The following is a 22,200-nucleotide window of genomic DNA, read 5'->3' as shown; positions in this document are numbered from 1 at the left end:
TCGGCGTAGGCTCTTCGGTTACCACCGGTACCGTCGGTGTCGGCGTAGGTTCCGGCTCATCCGGTTCGCACGGACAGTGAATCTCTCCACCCTGCTTATACTTATCCGCTATGATGCCTCCGACAACAGTTCCGCCATTATAGACAGTTGCATTCGGAGCCAGAATATATCCGAAAATAGAATTTACATTAACTTCTGTTGCATTGCCAAAGTTCCAAATAATTCTGTCTGCCCACAGCTGATGTTCCAATGCTTGCTTTTTTGCACCATGCGCATTCATCCAGCCGGTAATATTCACTGTACCGGAATCACTTACATTTACCACAACTGTTTTTCCATAAAAAGCTGCGCCAGTGATCTCTTTGTCATAGCCTTCCATCCTGGTATTTAACTCAGCACTTGTTACATTCAATACCAGTTGTGTATCGCTGTCTTCATTCGCCATAGCATATAAATCTTTGCTTTTCTGTACCATATTACCTGCCAGGACATTGCTGATCTCAGATGCAATATCTGTATCCCATACCTCACAGTTCTTCAGAAGATTTCCAGTATATAATTTATTTTCACCAGCTATAATATTATAACCCTGTCCAGTCACTTCCCGCTCAACAGAGTTCTGGGTTCCGTCAGAATTAGTAAGGGGAATTATCAGTTCCTTTTCGTCTGTTCTGCCTGACGCTGTATATTTAAGAATCTGATTCGGAGCAGAAAGATCTCCCAGATAAGATTTTCCCCCATAGCTTACCATGGAAACCTTTAATTCTTTAATTGCGGCATTTCCCTCAATATGGTCCAGATTTGAGGATACAAATTCATTTGTATATAATACAAATGAAAATGGATCATTTAAATCCGTACCTGCTGCCTGCACAGCAATCCCTTCGTTCCCTGCAACAGAACCTACAACCAGTGCTGTCACCAGAACCTTTACCACTTTTTCCCTTACATACTTGCTAAATCTGCTCATCTGATTTCTCCCTCAATGAAACTGCGTGTTTCAACGTCTTTAAACGTTTTCGTTCCTCTTTACAATCATTAAGACTGGCGCCATTTCAAAAAAGGTTCAGATTTTTATTATATTTTTGATCTTTTCAGTATCATTTGCTATTTTTGTAACATAAGCCTTAGTATACAGCCGTTTCTGTCAGGACTCCATGGATCAGAGCCCGCCTTTTTGTACCGGATGAGCCGTAGCAGGTAGATAGGGATACGATATTTCCCCTGTCACTTAAGTCTGCATCTGAAGCATACAGGGAATGTTCCGTGGCCCACTGCACATAATCATCATAGGAGGCATCTGAGGTAAACGTGGCAAAACGGTCACTGGTACTCTTTGTTTCATAATAGGAAAAAATCTCATAAATGTAGACTTTATCTTCCGTGTATATATAGAAGTAAGGATTCTCCTCGCAGCTTGCCGTCCCCTTCAGCAAATTTTTAAAAGCCCCAAACATGCTCTCATCCCGCATATTATGTCCGAATACAAAGGTATTCCTGTCTGACCAGTCTGCTGAAGCCCCACAGTCCATGAAAATGCATCCAGCATTCACACTCTCCCCCTCGAAGGAATGCTTCAGATAATAGTCATTGTCCTCCCCCTGTACCACCGGATAACTGATGTCCAATGCCGGGAAATAGAGCCATCCACGAAAATCCTGGTTGGTCCTGATAAGTTCGGCAAAGTCGATCTGCAGCTCCGGATAATTTTTCTCCGCAATCTCTTCCTGTGTTTCCCCCGCCGCAGGCTCTGCCACCACCTCCTGGCGGATGGCATCGTATTCATTTTTTGCTCTCTGCTCTGACAGATAAGAATGCAGACTCATTCCTCCGGTCAGCAGTACCGCTGCCGCCAGCACTGCTGTGATCGCATTTTCCGCTTTTTTATTTTTCATGCCAGTTTCCCCTTCCTGCAAGAATCGTTATAATTTGTTAATGATTATACCTTATTTTTCCGCATTCGTCTTTACGAAAGAGTTATTTTTTGATATTTTTAAGGTATGACTTTAAATAAGAAACTATTGGGGGAATAAAATCTTATGATACATCTTTTTGCACTGCTTTCACTGCTTTTGTGCGGTGTCTGCTATACAGGCTTTCAGAACAGTTCTCATTTCCACAATACAAGCAACCGGCGTTCTCTTCTGTTGCTTGTATTTGGAGGTGCCCTGCTTCTGCGCCTGCTCCTTGCATACACCACCCACGGCTTCAGTAATGATATCGCCTGTTTTGCAGCCTGGGCTGACCGGATTTTCACTTTAGGGCCAGGGCAGTTCTATTCTGCCGAGATGTTTACGGACTATCCGCCCGGTTTCATGTATGTATTGTATCTGATCGGAGCGTTACGATCTCTGCTGCAGATTCCTTATTATTCCGATCTGCATATTTTACTGTTAAAATTACCCGCAATTCTCTGTGATATTGCCTGTGGGTTTCTACTCTACAGAGAGGCGGTAAAGCGACTGCATTTTTCCGATCTGCAGGGAATCTTTGCTGCCTCTGCGTATCTGTTCCAACCGGCGGTCATTCTGAATTCTTCCTGCTGGGGACAGGTGGATTCCGTATACACGCTGATGATCATCCTTATGTGCCTGTTCCTCATGAAGGGAAACCTGCTTCCTGCCTATGCTGTCTACGGACTGGGTGTCCTGTTAAAGCCACAGATGCTGATCTTCACGCCGGTACTGCTGGCAGGGATCTGGGACCATGTGTTCTTACAGGATTTTTCCTGGCGGAAATTCTTCTATAATTTGTGCGGTGGTCTGGTTGTCATCTGCGGGATGCTCCTTCTGTGCGCTCCTTTCGGATTAACCGCTGCAATCTCACAATATACTTCAACGTTGGGATCCTATGAATATGCAGCCATCAATGCCTACAATTTCTGGGGACTATTAGGAATGAACTGGGTCGACCAGAACACGATTTTCCTCTTCCTGCCCTGTAAGACCTGGGGCACTATCGTGATCCTGCTGATCGTACTCTTTACCTTCCTTATTGCAGCCCGCTGCCGGAAAGAGCCTTCAAGATATTTCTGTCTCGGTGCCTTTATCATCCTGACGATGTTCCTGTTCTCCGTCCGTATGCATGAGCGTTATATGTATCCCGCTCTGGCCCTGTTGCTTTTCTGCTGCCTGTACCGGCCCTCTACACCTCTCTGGAAATGCTTCAGTGGATTTGCAGTGCTGCATTTTTACAACACCGCCAATGTGCTGTACCATTACGATCCGCAGAATTATGACCGCAAGGCTCCCATCATTCTGCTGGTATCTGCCGGAATGTTGTGCTGCCTGTATTATTTCTATAAGATCATCTGGAAATATTATGTTCACGGTGAAGCAGGAGCTGCCACCGATGCAAAGCCGCAGCCCACGATAGGCCGTAGAGCTTCCGGGCATACTGCTTCCACAAGATCTGCCGCAGGACTCGGACAAAGACTTCGAGAATATTTTCTCTCTCCCCTGGAGCCCATTCCTTCCGAAGAGAGAATCCATTTCACGAAACCGGATCTGTGCCTGTTGCTGGCAATCGGTATTCTGTACAGTTGCTTTGCCCTCTATGATCTGGGAGACCGCAAAGCTCCGACAACAACTTACGATATGTCGGGAGAATTACAGGCCATCGAGCTGGAATTCCCCGAAGATGCGCTGCCTGTGACTATGGCCAGTTATCTGGCTCCCTGGCACCAGCGACATTTTGGGATGGATGTCAAAAGTAATGCCGAAGACTCCTGGACTTATCTCGGTGAGATCATTTTAAACAATGTCTTCACCTGGCAGGATGTCTCCCTGCAGGATCTGCTGACACAGGCCACAGAAAACAGTACTTCTGATATGTCTGCCACAACCAGATATCTGCGTCTGTCATTGACGGATAATGATGCCTCTCTGATTGAACTGGTCTTCCTGGACGCGAATGGCAACATCACACGCCCGTTGAACGCAGATGCCTACCCTACACTGTTTGACGAAAGCGATCTGTACCCGGAACGCTATTCCTTCCGCAACAGCATGTATTTCGATGAAATCTATCACGCACGCACGGCTTACGAGTTCCTTCACGGCCTGCCGACCTACGAAAATACCCACCCGCCTCTGGGCAAGATCTTCATCGCCCTGGGTGTTGCCATCTTTGGAATGAATCCTTTCGGCTGGCGTATCATGGGTACTCTGTTCGGCATTGCCATGCTGCCGTTTATCTACCTGCTGGGGAAAAAAATGACAAGGAATACTCCTGCGGCAGCTCTGGCCTGCTTCCTGTTTGCCTTTGATTTTATGCATTTTACGCAGACAAGGATTGCCACCATCGATGTTTATATCACATTCTTTGTGATTGCAATGTACTATTTTATGTACTACTATTGTTCTATGAGTTTTTACGATACACCGTTGTATAAGACCTTTGTGCCTCTGGGCTTATGCGGCATCTGCATGGGACTGGGAATTGCCAGCAAATGGACCGGTATCTATGCGGGCTGTGGACTGGCACTGCTGTTTTTTGCGCATCTGCTGCGACGCTACCGGGAATACCTCCATGCCAAAGCCCATCCCGGAAAAAGCACCAACGGCATGGAGCATCAGCAGATTGTAAAGAAATTCCCGGATTATACGGTAAAGACGATCGACTTCTGCCTGACCTTTTTCGTGCTGGTTCCGGCAGTGATCTATCTGTTGTCCTACCTGCCATTTGTAGACAATTCCCATCTGGGACTTTTTGACCGTATGCTGACCAACCAGACTTCCATGTTCAACTATCACAGCGGCCTGGAGGCAACGCATCCTTATTCCTCTTCCTGGTATCAGTGGCCCACTATGGTCCGCCCGATCTGGTACTATTCCGGATATCTGACCGATGCAGTCAAAGAGGGAATCAGTGCTTTCGGCAATCCTGTTGTATGGTGGATCGGTATTCTGGCATTTATTTACATCCTGTACCTGTTAATTCGCAACAATGCGTTTCTCTGTTCTCTGACAGGACACACACAAACAGAGTGCTCCACAGATACTGCGACCACCCTGTCCCACAGAGAATATGCAGCAGCTGCTTTCCTCGCAGTCGGCTACCTGGCGCAGTACCTGCCCTGGTTCTTCGTCACCAGAATTACCTTCATCTACCACTATTTCCCCAGTGTTCCTTTTGTAGTGCTGATGATCGTGTACAGCCTGATGCAGTGGAAGAAGCATATGTCTGACCGCACCTTCATCATCGTCTGCTGCGCTTATGCTGCGGTGGCGTTTGCCCTGTTCCTGCTGTTCTATCCGGTATTGTCCGGGCAGCCGGTGGATGTGGATTTTGTAATAAAATACTTGCGTTGGCGGGATACCTGGGTATTGATCTCAGGTTAAGTCCTCTTTATAAAATACTTCATATAAAAAACAGTGCCAATCCAGGCACTGTTTTTTGGTATAGCATATCTATTCACTTACCCCTCAGCGATCGCATTACCGGTATACAACTGATAATATCTGCCCTTCTGGGCGATGAGTTCATCGTGGTTGCCGCGCTCGATGATGCGGCCCTGTTCCAGAACCATGATGCAGTCACTGTTCTTGACAGTAGAAAGTCTGTGGGCGATGACGAAAGTGGTTCTTCCTTTCATCAACTTATCCATGCCGTCCTGTACAATTTTCTCGGTACGGGTATCGATAGAGCTGGTAGCCTCATCCAGGATCAGTACCGGAGGATCCGCTACGGCTGCTCTGGCAATAGAAAGCAGCTGTCTCTGACCCTGGCTTAAGTTCGCACCGTCACCGGTGAGGACTGTGTTGTAACCATCCGGAAGCTGACGGATAAAGGTATCCGCGTTAGCCAGTTTTGCTGCGGCAATGACTTCCTCGTCTGTAGCATCCAGCTTACCGAAACGAATATTGTCCATAACGGTAGCGGTGAACAAATGGGTATCCTGCAATACGATACCCAGAGACTTCCGCAGATCCGCTTTTTTGATCTTGTTGATATTGATGCCGTCATAACGTATCTTACCATCCTGAATATCATAGAAACGGTTGATCAGGTTCGTGATCGTGGTCTTGCCGGCACCGGTGGAGCCTACGAATGCGATCTTCTGACCGGGCTTTGCATACATCTCGATGTTATGCAGCACGATCTTGTCATCATTGTAACCGAAGTCCACATCGTCGAATACCACTTCACCCTGTAATTCAATATAATCTACAGATCCATCCGCCTGATGTACATGCTTCCATGCCCACATACCGGTTCTCTCGGTACACTCCACGATCTTGCCGTTTACCTTCTTGGCACGGACGATGGTCACATATCCCTCGTCGGTCTCTACCGGCTCATCCAGCAGATCGAAGACTCTCTTGGCACCAGCCTGTGCCATAACGATACTGTTCAGCTGCTGGCTGACCTGGCTGATAGGCATGTTGAAGCTCTTGTTAAAAGTTAAGAAGCTGGCAAGCTTACCCAGCGTCAGTCCTGCGAAACCACCCAGCGCCATGGCACCACCGACGATGGCACATACCACATAGCTTAAGTTACCCAGCTGGGCATTGATGGGTCCCATCAGGTTTGCGAACTTATTCGCATTGTATGCGCTGTCGCACAGTTCATCATTCAGAGCCTTGAACTCCTCCAGACTCTTATCTTCATGGCAGAATACCTTGACTACCTTCTGGCCTTCCACCATTTCCTCAATGTAACCGTTGACTTTACCGATATTCTTCTGCTGCTTTACGAAATATTTTCCGCTTAAGCCCGCTACCTTACCAGTGACGAACATCATCAGTGCCACCATGATCAGACTGACTGCTGTCAGAGGCACACTTAATACCAGCATACTTCCCAGGGTACCGACTACGGTGATGAAGCTGGAAAATACCTGCGGGATACTCTGGCTGATCATCTGACGTAAAGTATCAATATCATTGGTGTAAATGGACATGATATCGCCGTGGGAATGGGTATCAAAATACTTGATCGGCAGCTTTTCCATGTGTTCGAACAGATCATCACGGAGATTCTTCAGTGTTCCCTGAGTTATGGTTACCATGATACGGTTGTAAGCATAAGTGGCCGCCACACCGACCAGATAAAAACCAGCCACACGGACAATTTCCCGGAACAGATTGCCAAAGTCCGGAGTCTCCTGTCCGATCATGGGCATGATATAGTCGTCGATCAGTCTCTGCATGAACAGAGTACCCTGAATGCTTGCCACAACGCTCAGTACAATACAGACCAACACAAAGATAAAGTGAATGCCGTAATTTTTAAAGATATACGCCATCAGTCGTTTAAATACTTTTCCCGGATTCTCAATACGTGTACCGCCCTGCATTCTTCTGCCGGGTCCACGCATTCCGCCGCCCATAGGTCCTGGCATTATGACTCACCTCCATTCTCATCAAAGTCGCCGCCACCCGTCTGGGTCTGGGCTTCATATACTTCCTTATAGATCTCATTAGTACGAAGCAGTTCTTCGTGAGGTGCAAATGCATCGATCTTACCGTTATCCATAACGATGATACGATCTGCATCCTGAATACTGGAGATACGCTGTGCAATGATGATTTTCGTCGTACCGGGGATCTCCGTAGCAAATGCCTTACGGATCTTCGCATCGGTAGCGGTATCCACGGCACTGGTAGAGTCATCCAGAATCAGTACCTTCGGCTTTTTCAGCAGTGCTCTGGCAATACACAGTCTCTGCTTCTGTCCGCCGGATACGTTACTTCCGCCCTGTTCAATATAGGTATTGTATTTCTCTGGCATCTTCTCAATGAATTCATCGGCGCAGGCCAGACGACAGGCACGGATGCATTCCTCTTCAGTAGCATTCTCGTCGCCCCAACGGAGATTCTCTAAGATGGTACCGGAGAACAGCACGTTCTTCTGTAATACTACGGATACTTCGTTACGCAGAGTCTCCAGATCATAGCTTCTGACATCCTTACCGCCGACATAGACCGTACCCTCATTTACATCATACAGACGGCTGATGAGGTTCACCAGACTGGTCTTGGAACTACCGGTACCACCCAGAATACCGATGGTCTCTCCGGCTTTGATCTCAAAGTTCAAATCATCCAGTACCGGCTTCTCACTCTGTTTGTTATAGCGGAAGGTCACATGATCAAAACGGATACTACCGTCTGTCACATCGTAGTCAGGTTGTTCGGGGTTGGTGATGTCCGCCTTTTCATTTAATACTTCCGCGATACGCTTTCCGCTGGCAGCGCTCATGGTCATCATAACGAAGATCATGGCTAACATCATCAGGTTCATCAGAATCGTCATACAATAGGTCAGCAGGCTCATCAGTTCACCGGTAGTCAACTGGCTGGCAACGATCATGTGAGCGCCAAGCCAGCTGATTCCAAGGATACAGCCGTATACGGTAAACTGCATTACCGGCCATACATAAGTCATGGTACATTCTGCTTTTTTGAACATCTTGTAGATGTTGTAGCTGGCCTTATGGAACTTGTCGATCTCATAGTCCTCACGCACATAAGCCTTTACCACACGCTGTGCGGCTACGTTCTCCTGTACGCTGGCATTTAAATCATCGTATTTCTTGAATACTTCACTGAAATACTTGGACACTGCTCTCATAATAAAAATGATAACGATTCCAAGGAACACTACCGCCACCAGATAAATACTTGCCACTCTTGCATTAATCAGGAACGCCATCAGCATAGCACAGATCAGGCTGACCGGTGCGCGGAAGCACATACGTAAGAGCATCTGGTAAGCGTTCTGGATATTGGTAACATCCGTGGTCATACGGGTGACCAGTCCTGCCGTGGAGAACTTATCAATGTTGGAGAAAGAGAAGGTCTGAATGTTCTCATACATGGCCTCTCTTAAATTTCTGGCAAAACCGGTGGATGCTTTCGCACCGTATTTACCACCCATGACACCGGCGAACAATCCGACAATAGCTGCCAGGATCATGTAACAACCGATGGCAAAAATATGTTTCATATCTCCCGCCTGCACACCGTCATCAATGATGGATGCCATCAGGAGCGGAATCACCATTTCCATGGCTACTTCCAGGATCATGAAAATAGGAGTTACAAGAGATGCACTCTTATATTCCTTGATCTGTTTTGCTAATGTTTTGATCATAGCTGGTTTCCTTTCTTGTATTTTTCTATCCTATAATAAATGTTTTGTAACCTCTCTGTTATGCATGACTGCCAGCATCACTCGTTACGGCATGGCCCGTTACAACGTCCGGTCCGCCTGCTGTCCTGCCCCAGATTCTGCATCATCTTATCTAAAATAGTTAAGAATGTCTGCTTCTCTTCTTCGGTAATACCGTTCTCCAGCTCTCGATTGAAATCCCGGATCTGCTCTTCGATCAGATTGTGATGCTCGATCGCTTTCTCCGTCAACAGGATCCTTTTCAGTCGGGCATCCTCCGTGGATGCCACCCGGACGATATAGCCCTTCTGTTCCAGATTTTGGAGCATTACCGTTGCCGTGGATCTGCGGATTCGGAATTCCTTCTCCACATCCTTCTGATATACATCGCCGTTCCGGCTCTTGTGATACAGATATCCCAACAGCGGCCCCTGCATTCCGTTGATTTCATTTCCTTCCATCTGAGCAAAGATCGCATCGATCTTCCGGCGGATCATGTTGTTGGCGGCCTTGATCTCAAATCCAAGCTGACGGTTCGTCAGTACACTTGTCTCCTCGTTCATCCTGCCTCCTTATCTCCTATGCCTCTAATGCGGTGTTCGTCAAATCCTCATGCCAGCATGGGATTTTCCTCTCTACTCGCGCAAACTATGAGAAACACGCTTCGCGAGTTTCTCAAGTTATCGCGGCAGTCGCCAAGGTCTCGTGCAAGCACGGACTTTGGCTCGTTGCTCGCGTAAATAAAAATGTTAGATAGCTAACCATTTTTGTTAGCCATCTAACATTATAACGCAATCTTTTATGTTTGCAAGAAAAAAAGTATAAACTCTTTATAAACTCCGTCAATCCTCCAGTACCCGGTTCAGAACTTCATCTTCCAGCACCAGTTTCTTTGCTGCTTCGCGGTATTTTTCCTCGTGGAGATAGGTATGGCGGTGGGGTTTGATGGTGGGAGCCATGTCGATGGCTTTGAGGAAATCGGCCTTCTTCATATGTAAGGTTGCCACGTAATCCCAGAATCCGGTATCTTTAAGTACCGTGCTGACACGGATGTAACGGTGATCCTGTACCTTTGCCATGATATAGGTGGCAATACCTACCTGGATGCCATGAAGCTGCGGCACTTCCAGGATCTTATCCAATGCATGGGAAATCAGGTGCTCACTTCCGCTGGTAGGGGCACTGCTGCCGGCAATCTCGTTGGCAATACCGCTCATGGCCAGAGAATCCAGCAGTTCTTTTAGGAACAGCTCGTCCTTGATGCTCTCATAAGGGGTACGAACGAAGCTGTTCACCGCTTTCTTTGCGATCATCACAGCAAAATCATTCACCTCACCGCAGCCGGCCTTTTCTTCAAAAATCCAGTCATAAAGTGCCGTGATCTTGGAAATCATATCTCCGATGCCGGAGTAAATGAACTTCTCCGGAGCGGTACGGATCACCTGGGTATCCACGATAATGCCATAAGCCAGTCTGGCAGGGACAGAAGTACGCTTTCCCTGCACCAGAAGGGATGCGCTGGCACTGGAAAAGCCGTCGCTTGAACTGGAAGTCGGCACACTGATAAAAGGAAGGTTCCGCAGAAATGCCGCATATTTTCCGGCATCGATGACCTTGCCTCCACCGATAGAGATCACCGCCTTTGCCTTGTTGGGAATGGCGAAAGCCAGCGTAATGATATCGTCAATATCCACCGTATCCAATTCATTGTATTCCAGAACATTCACGTCCGCTTCCTTCAGTGAATTCATGACCAGCTCTCCGAACATATCGATCAGTCCGTTACCGAAAAATAACACTACCTGATCCAGACCTTCCGTTTTTAAATAACCACCGATCTTACCTAATGCCCCGTTTCCGATCTTCAGGATGGACGGGATCGCCATCTCTTTTCCTATCTGCATGGTAATCTCTCCTTTAACATTTCATAAAAAAACTTTGCCCGAAACCGCGTCCGGACAAAGTCATTTTACACTGTTTTCTATTTCAGTTCAACTTACAATTGGATCCCGAACATCTGCAGCACCCAGCAGATCAGTCCCAATGCCCAGCTGACGAAAATTCCGTACAGGATCACAGGTCCTGCAATGGTGAATATCTTGCAGCCGATACCGAATACCTGGCCTTCTTTCTGGTATTCCACCGCCGGGGCTGTCACGGAATTGGCAAAGCCGGTGATGGGTACTAAGGCTCCTGCACCTCCCCATTTGACGATCTTGGGATAAATATGCAGTGCCGTGAGTACCACCGATGCAAACACCAGGATCAGGGAACACCAGCTGCCTGCCGTCTGGGGATCCATTCCCAGCACATTGCCGGTATAGTTCAGGATTCCCTGCCCGATACAGCAGATGATCCCACCGGTCAGAAACGCTTTTCCCATCTGTGCCCACAGATTGTGGGTGGGAGTCACCGATTTGACATACTGTTCGTATTCCTGCTTCTGCTGTACATCCGGTTGTGCCGGATTCCCGGACATATGCGGGGTCTCTTTCTGCATCTTCTGCTGATTGCCCTGTTTTGTGTCTTCCTGTTTCATAGATGTACCATGCCTTTCCGCCGCCCGGCCGCTTGCACGGCAGGCAGACTCTGTGACTGCTCTCTCTGATAACAGAATGTCCGTTTTCACTCTTTTTATGTATGCTTCTATTTACAAATTTTCTTTTAACACAGTTTTCTTCCATAAAAACAGACTTCTCAACAGCTCCGCGACCTCTGCCACGGCGGTATCCATATCATTTCCGGTATCCGTGATCTGTTCCGCATCCATAAGATTATGATCTTCTGCCAGTGTCTTGTGCACCATATCCGGTGTCGCCACCATCTGCTGCAATTTCACCGCGTCATAATAATACCCCGGTGTCACATCCACCGGAAGCCATCCAATACCGTCGAAATAGACCTCCGCCCAGCAGGATCCTGCGACCGCGGAACGCGTTATCCGCATTCTGTTCCCGATTCTCTGTTGTCGTTTTCTCTTCGATACTGCCTTCCTCTGCCAGAGGCAGCTGCAAAAACACGGTGAAATCCGAGCCCTTATCTTTCAGACTCTCTACGACGATTTCTCCGCCCATGAGCTGTACCAGCTGATCCGTGATGGCCATACCGATTCCGGTGTCATGTACCCGGATCATGAGGTCCACACCGTTTTCCTGTAAAAAAGTCTTTTCTTCTTTCCTGTGGTTCTGACTGTCCACCGGATTCCGGCTCCCCATCTTTTTCCGAAAAAAAGAAAGAACCAGAATTTTGTTTTTTCTTTGGTATTTTTTCAGATTGTAAGCAATTACACTGTTTGACGCCCTCCTTTTTTCATGCGATAATGGGCGATGAGTATAAATTTTATTTCATGAGGGAAATTATTATGAAAAAAAGAACAAAGAAAAAGTTACGGGCCCTTTTGGGTCTGCTGCTGGTCCCCGTGGTTCTGACCGGGTGCCGCATCCGCACCACGCCTGTGGGCGTATTTGCACAGATCATGGAGTATGCCGGACAAAACAATTCGCAGGCATCCTCGTCTCACGGTCATGGTACTTACCATACCGAGTCCCAACCGTCTTCCACTCCTATGCCCCAGATGGATTACGACTCGCTGGATACCATCGGTGAAGTCCAGACCATCATGGTCTATCTGGTAGGCTCCGATCTGGAATCCGATTACGGTAATGCCAGTCTGGACCTGGACGAGATGGAAGCGGCCGGAGTGGACACAGCGCACAATAATATTCTGGTCTATGCCGGTGGTGCATCCGAATGGCAGGACCGTGGCCTGTCCGGTGAGGAGTGCACCGTCCTGCTGTTGACCGATACCGGTTTCGTCCCCGTGGATACCTATCCGGCGGAAAACATGGGGGATCCCCTGACTTTGAGCAGCTTTTTAAATTACGGTTTTGATTTCTTCCCGGCAGATTCCTACAGTCTGATCCTCTGGGATCACGGTGGCGGACCGGTGCTGGGCTACGGCGTGGATGAGAACTTCCGCGACCTTCTGACGCTGGATGAACTGTCCGAGGCGCTGGGAGATTCCGTGGGCGCCCACATGACAAAACTGGAATGGATCGGCTTTGATGCCTGCCTGATGAGTTCCCTGGAAGTGGTTTCCGTGCTGGCTCCCTATGCCAATTATATGATTGCCTCCCAGGAGACCGAACCCGGCTGGGGCTGGAATTACGATTTCCTGTCAGAGCTGTCCGATGAGGTGATCCCGGGCGATGTCATGGGGGAATATATCGTGGATTCCTACATGGATTACGGTGAATATGTCTTCGACTACTATCCGAATCTGTACTCCGACCTGACCCTGTCCTGCATCGACCTGAATGCCTATGCCGAAGCCGAAGAAGCTCTGAACGATTATTTTGCGGAACTGGACACTTCTCTGGATGTGCAGAATTACCCCAGGCTGGTGCGTAACCGTGCCCGGGTAAGAGACTTCGGTACTTACTCCTCCGATATGGATTATGGCATGGTGGATGTCCTGCATCTGTTAGAGCTGGTGGGAAATGATTCCGAAGCCGCACAGGCTGCCGCAGAGGCCGTGGAAAACTGTATCGTCTATTCTGGCACCAACATGGACAATGCCGGAGGAATCTCTATCTGCTATCCTTACCAGACGGATGCGGATTATCGGGATGCCTGCATCGAAATGTTATATTATCTGGGCTTTGCTCCCAATTACACCCGTTTTCTGGAAGACTTTTACGCCATTGAAAACGGTGACACCCTGCTGGCAGATCGAGAGATTTCCAATGCGGAGACTACTGTTATCACCCAGAACGACGGTACTTACGATGAATCCGACATTACCTTGCAGCTGACCCCCGAACAGCAGGCTAACTTTGCTTCCGGCGGTTACTACATCCTCTGCAAGGCGAAGGACGAAGGCTATATTGCCGCAGAGGAAGACGAACGTGCCGATGATATGTATCTCTTCATTCAGGGAAGTACCCGTGTGACTCTGGATGAAAATGGTGTATTACATGCTGCTTACAAAAATAACGCTGTCTACATGCAGGATCAGGATGGTCTCTCCGATATTCCCATGATCCTGACAGAGACCGATATCAGCGACACAGAGAATCGTTATCTGGCACATGCGGTGCTGATGAATTACACTGACAACTGGGAATCCCAGACGGCGAAAGTACAGATCGTTGTCAGCGACGAATATCCCGATGGTATCATCCGTAATGCGATTCCCCTGGATCATGACGATGCGGAATTGCAGAGTGCCAGCAAGCAGTTGATCCATCTGGATGACTATGAAACTATGTCCTTAGTGGCAAGATGCAGCTACGTGACCCGGGATGACAACGGTAATCTGTTGAACTTCTTCGACTGGGAAAAATCCGGCTGGATGATGGGCTTCGATGTGGATCTGACCGGCGATTATCATACCGTGGTACAGCCGCTGGATCACCCGGAAAATTACGTATGCATCTTCTTCATGAAGGATTCCCAGGGGAATACCTCTTATTCCGAAATGATTCCGCTAAAATAAGGGAAGGTCAGCTTTCCAGCTCTTTTCCTTCTCTTCCTGCTTGTTCGATCAGGGTCTTATCCACGTCGGTCTCGTAGTTTTTGATGGAGACTTCGACGGGGGTAGGATCCTTGGTCAGGCGCCTGCCACCGACATGATTGAAGAAGACGATAATGCCAGCTGCCAGCCCAAGAGAATAAGATACTTCCAACGTATTCAAGCCTCCGGGTTCAGCACCCATGGTCATCCGGTACACTTCTGTGAAAACCTCATTGATCCCCACATCATTATGGTAAGCCATGATCGTATAGGCTGTACCGAAAAAGCTGATCAGGCACACAAAAGCAGCCTTGATCCACTGCTGCCAGCCTTTGTGTCTGTTCACACAGATCCATTCCACCAGCACATCTGTCTCTCCAACCACCTGCACATCGATCTCCGGACAGATTTCTTCCATAAGACTTACCAGTTTCAGACAACTGATCACACATCGTTTTTCGCCGTCCTTGGGAAAATGATAAATTTTGATGGCTTTTAGTTTTGCCTGCAATACCGGATCCTGACAGCGAATCTCTGCCACATCTTTCAGGAAAACATCCTGTGCCTGCACCTCCGCACTTCTGTCACATTTCAGATAAACCGTCTGCTGCTTCATATACCCTGTCCCTTCCTGCCGTTTCTGCTCTGCATAGACATATTTCCCCGGATTGTCCATATCATTTGTGTGCTTGCTCCTCCAGAAGAATTCCCCTGCTTATTGCACGGTCCGATGCAGTTCTGTGGCAAAATAAAACAGTGACCCGCAGATCTTTCCCGCTGCCATCCCCAGAATGGCCCAGCCCAGCCCGTGGCGGAAAGAGATTCTTCTGGCAAAAATAGGAATACTGTCCAGCATCTCCGCGATAGCCAGTGCCAGACAGCCGATGAACATTCCGGCAAACAGCCCGAAAACCGCCTGTGCTCCAATGCCCGCTGCCGTCCACAGCCTCATCTGTTCCGGGAAGTGTTCCCGCAGATAATTTCCCCACTGACTGTACTCTGGGAAAATCGTAACAAAACATCCCGCCAGCGTCCCGAAAATGACCATTTCCTCATAGAGAAGTACATAACGTGCGGTATGGGTCTTGCCTGCGAACCGGGGGATCAGCCCCACCGCCACCAGCACTGTAAACACTCCGGCTGCCGACAGCAGGCCGTAACTGGCCCCGGTTACTATGAGCAATAATTGTCTGATCAGCATTTCCGTTCCCCTTTCGCAAAGTTCTGCTCCCGGCAGTTATCGACGTTTCTTCAAAGAATTCCCTTCTGCACACAATAGAATATCCCAAAAGCAAAAATCCTATGCGGATGGCATTTTCTTCAGGAGTGTGCTATACTACGTTTATATATTTTTATTTACGCTGATTTCTGCAATGATCCGTAACCTGCCAGCGTCATTGGATCATTGAAACAATATGAAATGCTTAATGCATCATCATTATTTAGCTGAAAAAATAATTATTGTGAGGGTTATAGAACATGAATACAACAGATAATAAGGAAAATAATAAAGAAATAAAGACAGAAACGCTTCCTGCGAAAAAAGTCTCCGATTCTGAGACTCATCAATTGCATGTGGTCATTCATCCGGATATCAACGGTTTCGGGCGCCTGTTCGGCGGAAGACTGTTAGAGTGGATCGACGAAGTAGCCGGTGCCACCGCCAGACGTCACTGCGGCAGAGACGCTACCACCGTAGCCATCGATAACCTGTATTTTAAATCCGGCGCTTATCTGAATGATATTATTGTGCTGATCGGCAAGGTCACCCATGTGGGACACACTTCCATGGAAGTCCGCGTGGACACCTACCGCGAAGAACAGGATGGTACCAGACACCCTATCAACCGGGCTTATTTTGTCATGGTAGCCATGGGCGACGATGGAAAGCCCACTCCGGTTCCCGGCCTGATCCTGGAGAACGACGGGGAACGGATGGAATGGGACAATGCCATTAAGAGAAGAGAGTTACGATTAGTTCGTAAGAAAGAAGGATTCTAAATCCGATTCTCGTCGCATCCGCAGATCGGAGAACTCAGAAATCTCCGATCTCCCGGATAATGGATCAGCGGTTCGATCACATTATGGTAATTTTCCCGATACAGGTCATCTCTGATCCAGAAGATTTTTCCGTAATCCTCATGTATCTGAAAAGAGATAAACTTTTTCATGATTCTTCCTTTTCATTCTCTGAAAGCACGATCACCAGCCGCTTTGGCGGCAATGTATCCGCATCGGGATTATCCTCCATACCGATTCCATATACGGGCCTGTCATCGTATTTCTCCGGTATGTCATCTCTGTACTTATACATTTCACCGGACCAGTTGTCTCTGTCCACTACAGAAAAATATCCGAATATCTGTAAATAAGGTTTCAAGTCCCGAAACAAAAGCTTTCCTTCCGTACTCCGGGCAATATCTCGGGGTTTCTGATACAATACGATCTCCACCCGGTCGATGTAGAAATAATTCCTGTACATAAATATCCTCCTCCCGTTTTCAGGCGTAAAATCGCTCTTTTGTCTCCAGACAGAGACAGGCAAGTCTTCCACCGGCAAAGCCACATCCGCAATCTAAGAGATATACGTTATGTCTGTCGTTGCACCAGATGGAATTGCCCGGCTCGTCCAGATATCTTCTGTCCTTCTTCCACACAATGCTGTCCGTGGGCGTATGACCGCACATGGAGATATATCCATCGATACCTTCAAAGAAAAAGCTGTCAATATCCATCGTCCCCCGCATGTAATATCGGTCCTCTTCCCGGACATCCGGATGGGAAGTCATGGCATGGGCAAACAGATATTTCTTTCCCTCCAGCTCCAGTTCCTTCTGTAGCGGCAGTCCCTTGATCAGATCAGCAATGTTCCGCATGTCTACTTCGGTAATACGCTGTCGCAGCAGTTCAAAACTGTTGTAACCATAGGGAGCTAATTTGTGCCGTTTTTTCTCCGGAGTATTAAAGTACTCATAAGTATAATTTGCCAGCCAGTCATCGTGGTTGCCTCGTATCCAGGAGCACTTTCCCTGCAAGCCGGCAAGGGCACAATATACTCCGAAGGGGTCCGCAGTTTCTCCACCCCGGTCAAACACATCACCAAGGACGATCAGTTCATCATCCCTGGTGATATTGATCTGCTTTAGGATCTGTTTCAGTTTCTTCAGGTTGTTATGTATGTCGCCAATAACATAATGCATATCCTTCCTCCTTTTCTCATTTCCTTCGGTAGCACTTCTGATATCTGTCGAGCTTTCTGGAAGCGGGATCGCTCCTTGCTTCTGTTCCCCTTCGCCTCATATACCGGCGTATGCTTATAGCTTCTGCTCATTCAGACTCCTTAATATACTTTGTCCCATATAGTTTCTGCCTCACCCGCAAACCCAGTGTGCTCTCTGCTTCTCATCCTGCACCTCTTCCATCTCCGGAAAATCTGCCTCCAGATACAGGGGATTCGGAAAAACTGATATTCAAAGCGATCCTTTCTCTGGGAATCCACCCGCTCCTCTTCCTCCGCAGGAATCTCGCAAGAATCCCATGTCAGACATTCTCCACCGGCTTTATGCATGCTGTTCCCACTGCTTATTCCTATGCATTCCTCCCTGCCGGGAAGTTCTGGCTGTAATAGTCCTCAAATTTCACCTGAAATACAATTCTGGACCGCATACCGAGATTTCTGTCAAGGAACCCCTGCATAGGTTCCGGGTACCCGGCAAATATCACAATGACATCCTCTCTGTGGTTTTCCATTTCCCGAAGCAATGTCGTAATAGTGATCTCGCCTTGCAGAGAATATGCTTCATCAATGAATAATACGCCTCCTTTTGCTACTTCCCGGATTTCCTCCGAATATCATATGCATCATAGATGCCTGATAATGCTTTCCTCCCCGTCTCTTCCTCTCTTTCTCCACAACATCTATGGCAATATTTTTGTAAATAAGTGGTAGTATATTTAGAAAATAAAATGATTTTTGGATATGGGGATATGGATAAGGTTATAAAAAATTTCTGGCTACATAAAACGAGACGGCCGCAACCGTCTCATTTAAAGTCTTACTTTTAAAAAGTATCATTATTTGTATTATAGGAGCTATATTCGCAAGTGAATGAATATCTATTCAGGCTTTCAATTTGTCTCTTTCTTCAATCATTCTTTTTGCGTTTTCGAAATATTCCTTCCAATCCTTATCCGTTGCGTTTGCTAATTTACTGGGACCATAACTCCAAAATGGGATTATTTCCTTACGTGGATCCTTATCCACAAAATAACACTCAAATTTATTGGTCTTTACATAATCAACCCACGCTTTTTCTTCTTTTATATACTTCTCATGTATGTTTTTCAGTTTTGCATCCCAATTATCCAAGGCACCACCCCTGGATGTCACCGCTGCACTTGTCATATTGCCCACGGCATAAACTGATCCAAGGAACCCCATAAATGCATCTATAACGTCTTTTTCTATTTTTTCCCCTGTTTTTTCATGCCGAATTTTTGATAAGCTTTCTCGGAGTTGCTCTTCATCCTTCCCCATAGGAATCCGTTCCAATAAGACTTCCTCCAATTCTTTCCTTGATTTTTGCATTAACTCCTTCTTATTTCCCAATAAAAAGATTTTAGTCGGAGTCCACCAGCTTGTCATGATATCATTTCTCATCTTTTCATCACTCTGCTTCGGCATCAGTGAAGCATCTGCTACGCTATTTTCAACATCTCCAGGATATAATTTAGAAAACATAAGAGAATTATATAACATATTATTGTTGTCCCAATCCTTCGACAGCTTCACAAATTCGTCCAGTAATGTCCTTCTACAGTCTTTCATCTAGATCTTCTCTTTCATCGTAATCACCCTTTAGAAGTCCCCGAACCAGATATTCAGATCCACTTCCTCATTAATACCGTCCACAGCACCTTTTTCGCTGTACTGCCATACCTTATAGGCATACGGATAATACAGATCATCATTATAATAAGCGAACCACTTATCGTACTGTTCCAGCTGTCCCAGATCCAGCATCAGTGTTCCCATCTCCATGTTGTGATAGATCATGGGCTTGTAGCCGGCATCCTGGATGGTCTGGCAGAACAGGGCGGTCAGGCGGGTTCTCTCTTCCACGCTCAGTTCGTTGGCACGGCCCTTGCCGCCGCTGACTTTTTCCACGTCGAAGACGATGGGCAGTTCGATGTTATAAGGTTTTACCTTTTCCAGTACCAGATTGGCTTCTTCCAACAGTTCCTCGTCTGTGATGGCCTGAGAGTAGAAGTAGACACCTACTTTGATTCCTGCCTGTAATGCTCCCTTGACATTCTGCTCAAAGTATTCGTCCTCCACCAGCTTACCCTCAGTGCCGTAGCCTCTGAGGCCTACACGGATGAATGCGAATTCCACACCGTCTGCGGCTACCTTGGTCCAGTCGATATTGCCCTGATGCTTGGAGACGTCGATTCCCTTGTGGGATACTACCTGACCGTCCTGCATATACTGCACTTCTCCGTCCTCGAGAATGTTCAGGTTCTCCAATACATAATCATTTTTCTGCAAATCATCACGAATGGGTACGAAATTAAAGGTTCCGTTGCTCACAACGACCAGTTCATTGGGATAGTAAGGACGCAGGGTCTCTACCATGGTAGTGCCGGAGGTCAGACCATCACGGATCCCGGAGAGGATCTTGTTCTCTTCCTCGTCCTCAGCCTGCTGCTTTGCTTCAGCGATCAGGGCATCCACTTCCTCCTGCGTATAGGTCTTCACCACTTCCTGTGTGCTCTCTTCCGTCTGGCTTCCGGCTTCCGCTGCTGCCGCCAGATCGTTGGCATTATTCTGGAACTTGCTGTCGATCCAGGAATACAGGATTCCCGCAACATACGTTACCAGTACTAACACCAACAGGCATCCGGTCATGACCAGAATGGATGCTATGGTGTTGTTTTTCTTACGCTTATTTGCTCTGCTCAGACGATCCTCGGGGATCCGTCCGTTTTCATTTTGTTTTTTCATAAGTACCCCTGCTCTCCTTTTTCATGCTGTCTCTCTATAACTATGCAGCATTGCGGTCTATAAGATTATATATAACTATTCAGAGCCGTGCAAGTTATGGCAATATGTACGTCGAATGCTTGCATTCGTAAGAACATTTGACATAATTTATACGGCGAAATAACCACATAAGCAAAAAGCAAGCTCTGAAAGAGCGGTTTTGCGAATGCGGGCTGAATAGTTCCTTCATATAATATAATCGAATTTCCGACGGAAAGGAAGAGGAAAAAATTTGTTTTATGAATTATTAATGAATTGGCCCTTATCCGGCCATCTCCCGCATTTCCCGCAATATCTTTTTCTCCAGGCGGCTGACCTGCACCTGACTGATCCCCAGGATCCCGGCGATCTCCGTCTGGGTCTTATTCTGAAAATAGCGCATACGGATCAACTCCCGGTCTCTCTCCGGAAGCTCCCCCAGCAGCTGTGCCAGCAGCATCTGGTCCAGCAGCCTGTCCTTCTCCACATCATTTTCCACCGCACCGCTGCTTCCCATGCTGGCTCCCACACAGCCGTGGGCCGCGGCCACCACCCGGTCCGCCAGACACAGCTCGCTGCCGTCCTCCTGTCCGCTGCTGCTATAGAGGGATTCTACCTCCGCTCCGGCTTCCATAGCCAGGATCACATCTTCTCTGTCCAGCTGTGCTTCCTCGGACAATTCTTGTAAGGTGGGCTCCCTGTGCAGTCTGCTCTGTAAACGCTGTCTTGCCAGTCTGATCTTCAGCCCATCCTCCTTGATGGTACGGGATACCTTTAACAGACCGTCATCCCGCAGAAACCGTTTGATCTCCCCGGTGATCATGGGGACGGCATAGGTGGAAAACCGTACCTCCAGCTTCAGGTCAAATTTATCGATGGCTTTCATCAGGCCGATCACGCCGATCTGGAACAGATCCTCCGGGTCATATCCTCTGCCCAGAAATCTTTTCACAATGTGATGCACCAGTCCCAGATTTTTCTCGATCAGTACTTCTCTCGCTTCTTTATCTCCGCTTTGTGACTTTCCGATGAGTACTGATACTTCTTCCATGCCTCAGTCCTCTTTTCCGATCCAGTCTCCGCAGCGCATTTTCTTCCACATATGTACTCTTGTGCCCTTGCCGGGGATGCTCTCCACTTCCAGCTCATCCATGAAGGCTTCCATAAAGGCAAATCCCATACCGGACCGTTCCAGTTCCGGCTTCGTTGTAAATAACGGCTCCATGGCTCTGGCCACATCCTCGATGCCTTTTCCCTGATCCGATACCTCGATGGAAAGGGTATCGTTCTCCAGAATGCAGTGCAGCCTTACTTTTCCCGGATGGATGATGCTGTAAGCCGGACGTATCTCCCCATGTCTGGTGTATCCAGACAGGTTCTCATAGCCATGGATAATGGCATTGGTCACCGCCTCCGATACTGCGGTCTTGATATCCGCCAGTTCTTCCAGTGTAGGATTCAGATGGGTAATGAAAGCCGCCACCGCCACTCTGGCAAAGCTTTCATTACAGGAGACCGCGTCAAATACGATCTCCATCTCATTCCG

Annotated in this window: 21 protein-coding genes; 3 read left to right on the top strand and 18 right to left on the bottom strand. The window is 47.7% G+C overall.

All coding sequences use genetic code 11. The features are described 5' to 3' along the window. Both DWZ61_RS14610 and srtB read right to left on the bottom strand, forming a co-directional pair. A partial coding sequence (locus tag DWZ61_RS14610) for a collagen-binding domain-containing protein (RefSeq protein WP_118539357.1) occupies nt 1-970 on the bottom strand: 970 nt, incomplete at its 3' end. A 157-nt stretch (nt 971-1,127) separates the two neighbouring features. Beyond that, on the bottom strand, nt 1,128-1,895 hold the full coding sequence (gene srtB / locus DWZ61_RS14605; RefSeq protein WP_118539355.1) for a class B sortase: 768 nt from the start codon (nt 1,893-1,895) through the stop codon (nt 1,128-1,130). A gap of 144 nt (nt 1,896-2,039) precedes the next feature. On the opposite strand from srtB, the gene DWZ61_RS14600 reads away from it, so the two are divergent. Next, nucleotides 2,040-5,342 (top strand): phospholipid carrier-dependent glycosyltransferase, encoded by a 3,303-nt coding sequence (locus tag DWZ61_RS14600; RefSeq protein ID WP_118539353.1) that lies wholly within the window; start codon nt 2,040-2,042, stop codon nt 5,340-5,342. 77 nt (nt 5,343-5,419) lie between these two features. On the opposite strand, the gene DWZ61_RS14595 is transcribed toward DWZ61_RS14600, so the two are convergent. From DWZ61_RS14595 to DWZ61_RS14565, 7 genes are all read right to left on the bottom strand, one after another. Continuing rightward, nucleotides 5,420-7,345, bottom strand: a complete 1,926-nt coding sequence (locus tag DWZ61_RS14595; protein WP_118539351.1) for an ABC transporter ATP-binding protein — start codon at nt 7,343-7,345, stop codon at nt 5,420-5,422. Then, the gene (locus DWZ61_RS14590; protein ID WP_118539349.1) at nt 7,345-9,099 is read right to left on the bottom strand and encodes an ABC transporter ATP-binding protein; all 1,755 of its coding nucleotides are present in this window, start codon (nt 9,097-9,099) and stop codon (nt 7,345-7,347) included. Before DWZ61_RS14590 ends, DWZ61_RS14595 begins: the two co-directional genes overlap by 1 nt. 77 nt (nt 9,100-9,176) lie before the next feature. Then, nucleotides 9,177-9,680 (bottom strand): MarR family winged helix-turn-helix transcriptional regulator, encoded by a 504-nt coding sequence (locus DWZ61_RS14585; protein ID WP_118539347.1) that lies wholly within the window; start codon nt 9,678-9,680, stop codon nt 9,177-9,179. Nucleotides 9,681-9,959: 279 nt separating this feature from the next. Next, nucleotides 9,960-11,021: an iron-containing alcohol dehydrogenase family protein gene (locus tag DWZ61_RS14580; protein ID WP_022313034.1), complete on the bottom strand. Its 1,062-nt coding sequence runs from the start codon at nt 11,019-11,021 to the stop codon at nt 9,960-9,962. A gap of 92 nt (nt 11,022-11,113) precedes the next feature. Further along, a complete protein-coding gene (locus tag DWZ61_RS14575; protein WP_182427111.1) occupies nt 11,114-11,596 on the bottom strand; it encodes a SpoVA/SpoVAEb family sporulation membrane protein in 483 nt (160 codons plus the stop codon). A 171-nt stretch (nt 11,597-11,767) separates the two neighbouring features. Beyond that, nucleotides 11,768-11,989 (bottom strand): hypothetical protein, encoded by a 222-nt coding sequence (locus DWZ61_RS14570; protein ID WP_118539345.1) that lies wholly within the window; start codon nt 11,987-11,989, stop codon nt 11,768-11,770. Then, nucleotides 11,961-12,314 carry an ATP-binding protein gene (locus DWZ61_RS14565; RefSeq protein WP_207664187.1) on the bottom strand — a complete coding sequence of 118 codons (354 nt, stop codon included), beginning with the start codon at nt 12,312-12,314 and terminating at the stop codon, nt 11,961-11,963. Before DWZ61_RS14565 ends, DWZ61_RS14570 begins: the two co-directional genes overlap by 29 nt. Before the next feature lie 164 nt (nt 12,315-12,478). Here DWZ61_RS14565 and DWZ61_RS14560 point away from each other — a divergent pair, with 164 nt between their 5' ends. Then, nucleotides 12,479-14,614, top strand: a complete 2,136-nt coding sequence (locus DWZ61_RS14560; RefSeq protein WP_182427109.1) for a clostripain-related cysteine peptidase — start codon at nt 12,479-12,481, stop codon at nt 14,612-14,614. Nucleotides 14,615-14,621: 7 nt separating this feature from the next. Here the strand turns inward: DWZ61_RS14560 and DWZ61_RS14555 are convergent, their stop codons facing one another. Next, nucleotides 14,622-15,248, bottom strand: a complete 627-nt coding sequence (locus DWZ61_RS14555) for a stage V sporulation protein AA (RefSeq protein ID WP_118539363.1) — start codon at nt 15,246-15,248, stop codon at nt 14,622-14,624. A 99-nt stretch (nt 15,249-15,347) separates the two neighbouring features. After that, nucleotides 15,348-15,833 (bottom strand): stage V sporulation protein AB, encoded by a 486-nt coding sequence (locus tag DWZ61_RS14550; RefSeq protein WP_118539339.1) that lies wholly within the window; start codon nt 15,831-15,833, stop codon nt 15,348-15,350. Nucleotides 15,834-16,111: 278 nt separating this feature from the next. Here DWZ61_RS14550 and DWZ61_RS14545 point away from each other — a divergent pair, with 278 nt between their 5' ends. Further along, nucleotides 16,112-16,633 carry an acyl-CoA thioesterase gene (locus tag DWZ61_RS14545; protein ID WP_118539337.1) on the top strand — a complete coding sequence of 174 codons (522 nt, stop codon included), beginning with the start codon at nt 16,112-16,114 and terminating at the stop codon, nt 16,631-16,633. Here DWZ61_RS14545 and DWZ61_RS19795 read toward each other — a convergent pair. The 7 genes from DWZ61_RS19795 to spoIIAB all read right to left on the bottom strand — a co-directional run bounded on the left by DWZ61_RS19795 (nt 16,630) and on the right by spoIIAB (nt 22,191). After that, nucleotides 16,630-16,803 carry a hypothetical protein gene (locus DWZ61_RS19795; protein WP_182427106.1) on the bottom strand — a complete coding sequence of 58 codons (174 nt, stop codon included), beginning with the start codon at nt 16,801-16,803 and terminating at the stop codon, nt 16,630-16,632. The two genes, DWZ61_RS14545 and DWZ61_RS19795, sit on opposite strands and share 4 nt — an antisense overlap. Continuing rightward, the gene (locus DWZ61_RS14540; protein ID WP_117464815.1) at nt 16,800-17,114 is read right to left on the bottom strand and encodes a hypothetical protein; all 315 of its coding nucleotides are present in this window, start codon (nt 17,112-17,114) and stop codon (nt 16,800-16,802) included. Before DWZ61_RS14540 ends, DWZ61_RS19795 begins: the two co-directional genes overlap by 4 nt. Nucleotides 17,115-17,133: 19 nt before the next feature. After that, nucleotides 17,134-17,832: a metallophosphoesterase gene (locus tag DWZ61_RS14535; protein WP_118539335.1), complete on the bottom strand. Its 699-nt coding sequence runs from the start codon at nt 17,830-17,832 to the stop codon at nt 17,134-17,136. Nucleotides 17,833-18,752: 920 nt separating this feature from the next. Then, on the bottom strand, nt 18,753-19,460 hold the full coding sequence (locus DWZ61_RS14520) for a hypothetical protein (RefSeq protein WP_022313044.1): 708 nt from the start codon (nt 19,458-19,460) through the stop codon (nt 18,753-18,755). 30 nt (nt 19,461-19,490) lie between these two features. Beyond that, nucleotides 19,491-20,636 carry a glycoside hydrolase family 25 protein gene (locus tag DWZ61_RS14515; RefSeq protein WP_022313045.1) on the bottom strand — a complete coding sequence of 382 codons (1,146 nt, stop codon included), beginning with the start codon at nt 20,634-20,636 and terminating at the stop codon, nt 19,491-19,493. 301 nt (nt 20,637-20,937) lie between these two features. Continuing rightward, on the bottom strand, nt 20,938-21,705 hold the full coding sequence (locus tag DWZ61_RS14510) for a SigB/SigF/SigG family RNA polymerase sigma factor (RefSeq protein WP_118539329.1): 768 nt from the start codon (nt 21,703-21,705) through the stop codon (nt 20,938-20,940). A 3-nt stretch (nt 21,706-21,708) separates the two neighbouring features. Continuing rightward, on the bottom strand, nt 21,709-22,191 hold the full coding sequence (gene spoIIAB / locus DWZ61_RS14505; RefSeq protein WP_243026429.1) for an anti-sigma F factor: 483 nt from the start codon (nt 22,189-22,191) through the stop codon (nt 21,709-21,711). Nucleotides 22,192-22,200 lie beyond the last annotated feature (9 nt).

The sequence above is a fragment of the Clostridium sp. AF34-10BH genome (assembly GCF_003478095.1).
GTDB lineage: Bacteria > Bacillota > Clostridia > Lachnospirales > Lachnospiraceae > Acetatifactor > Acetatifactor acetigignens.
Note: the sequence above shows the minus strand (reverse complement) of the source record. Positions and strands in the feature narration are given on the sequence as shown.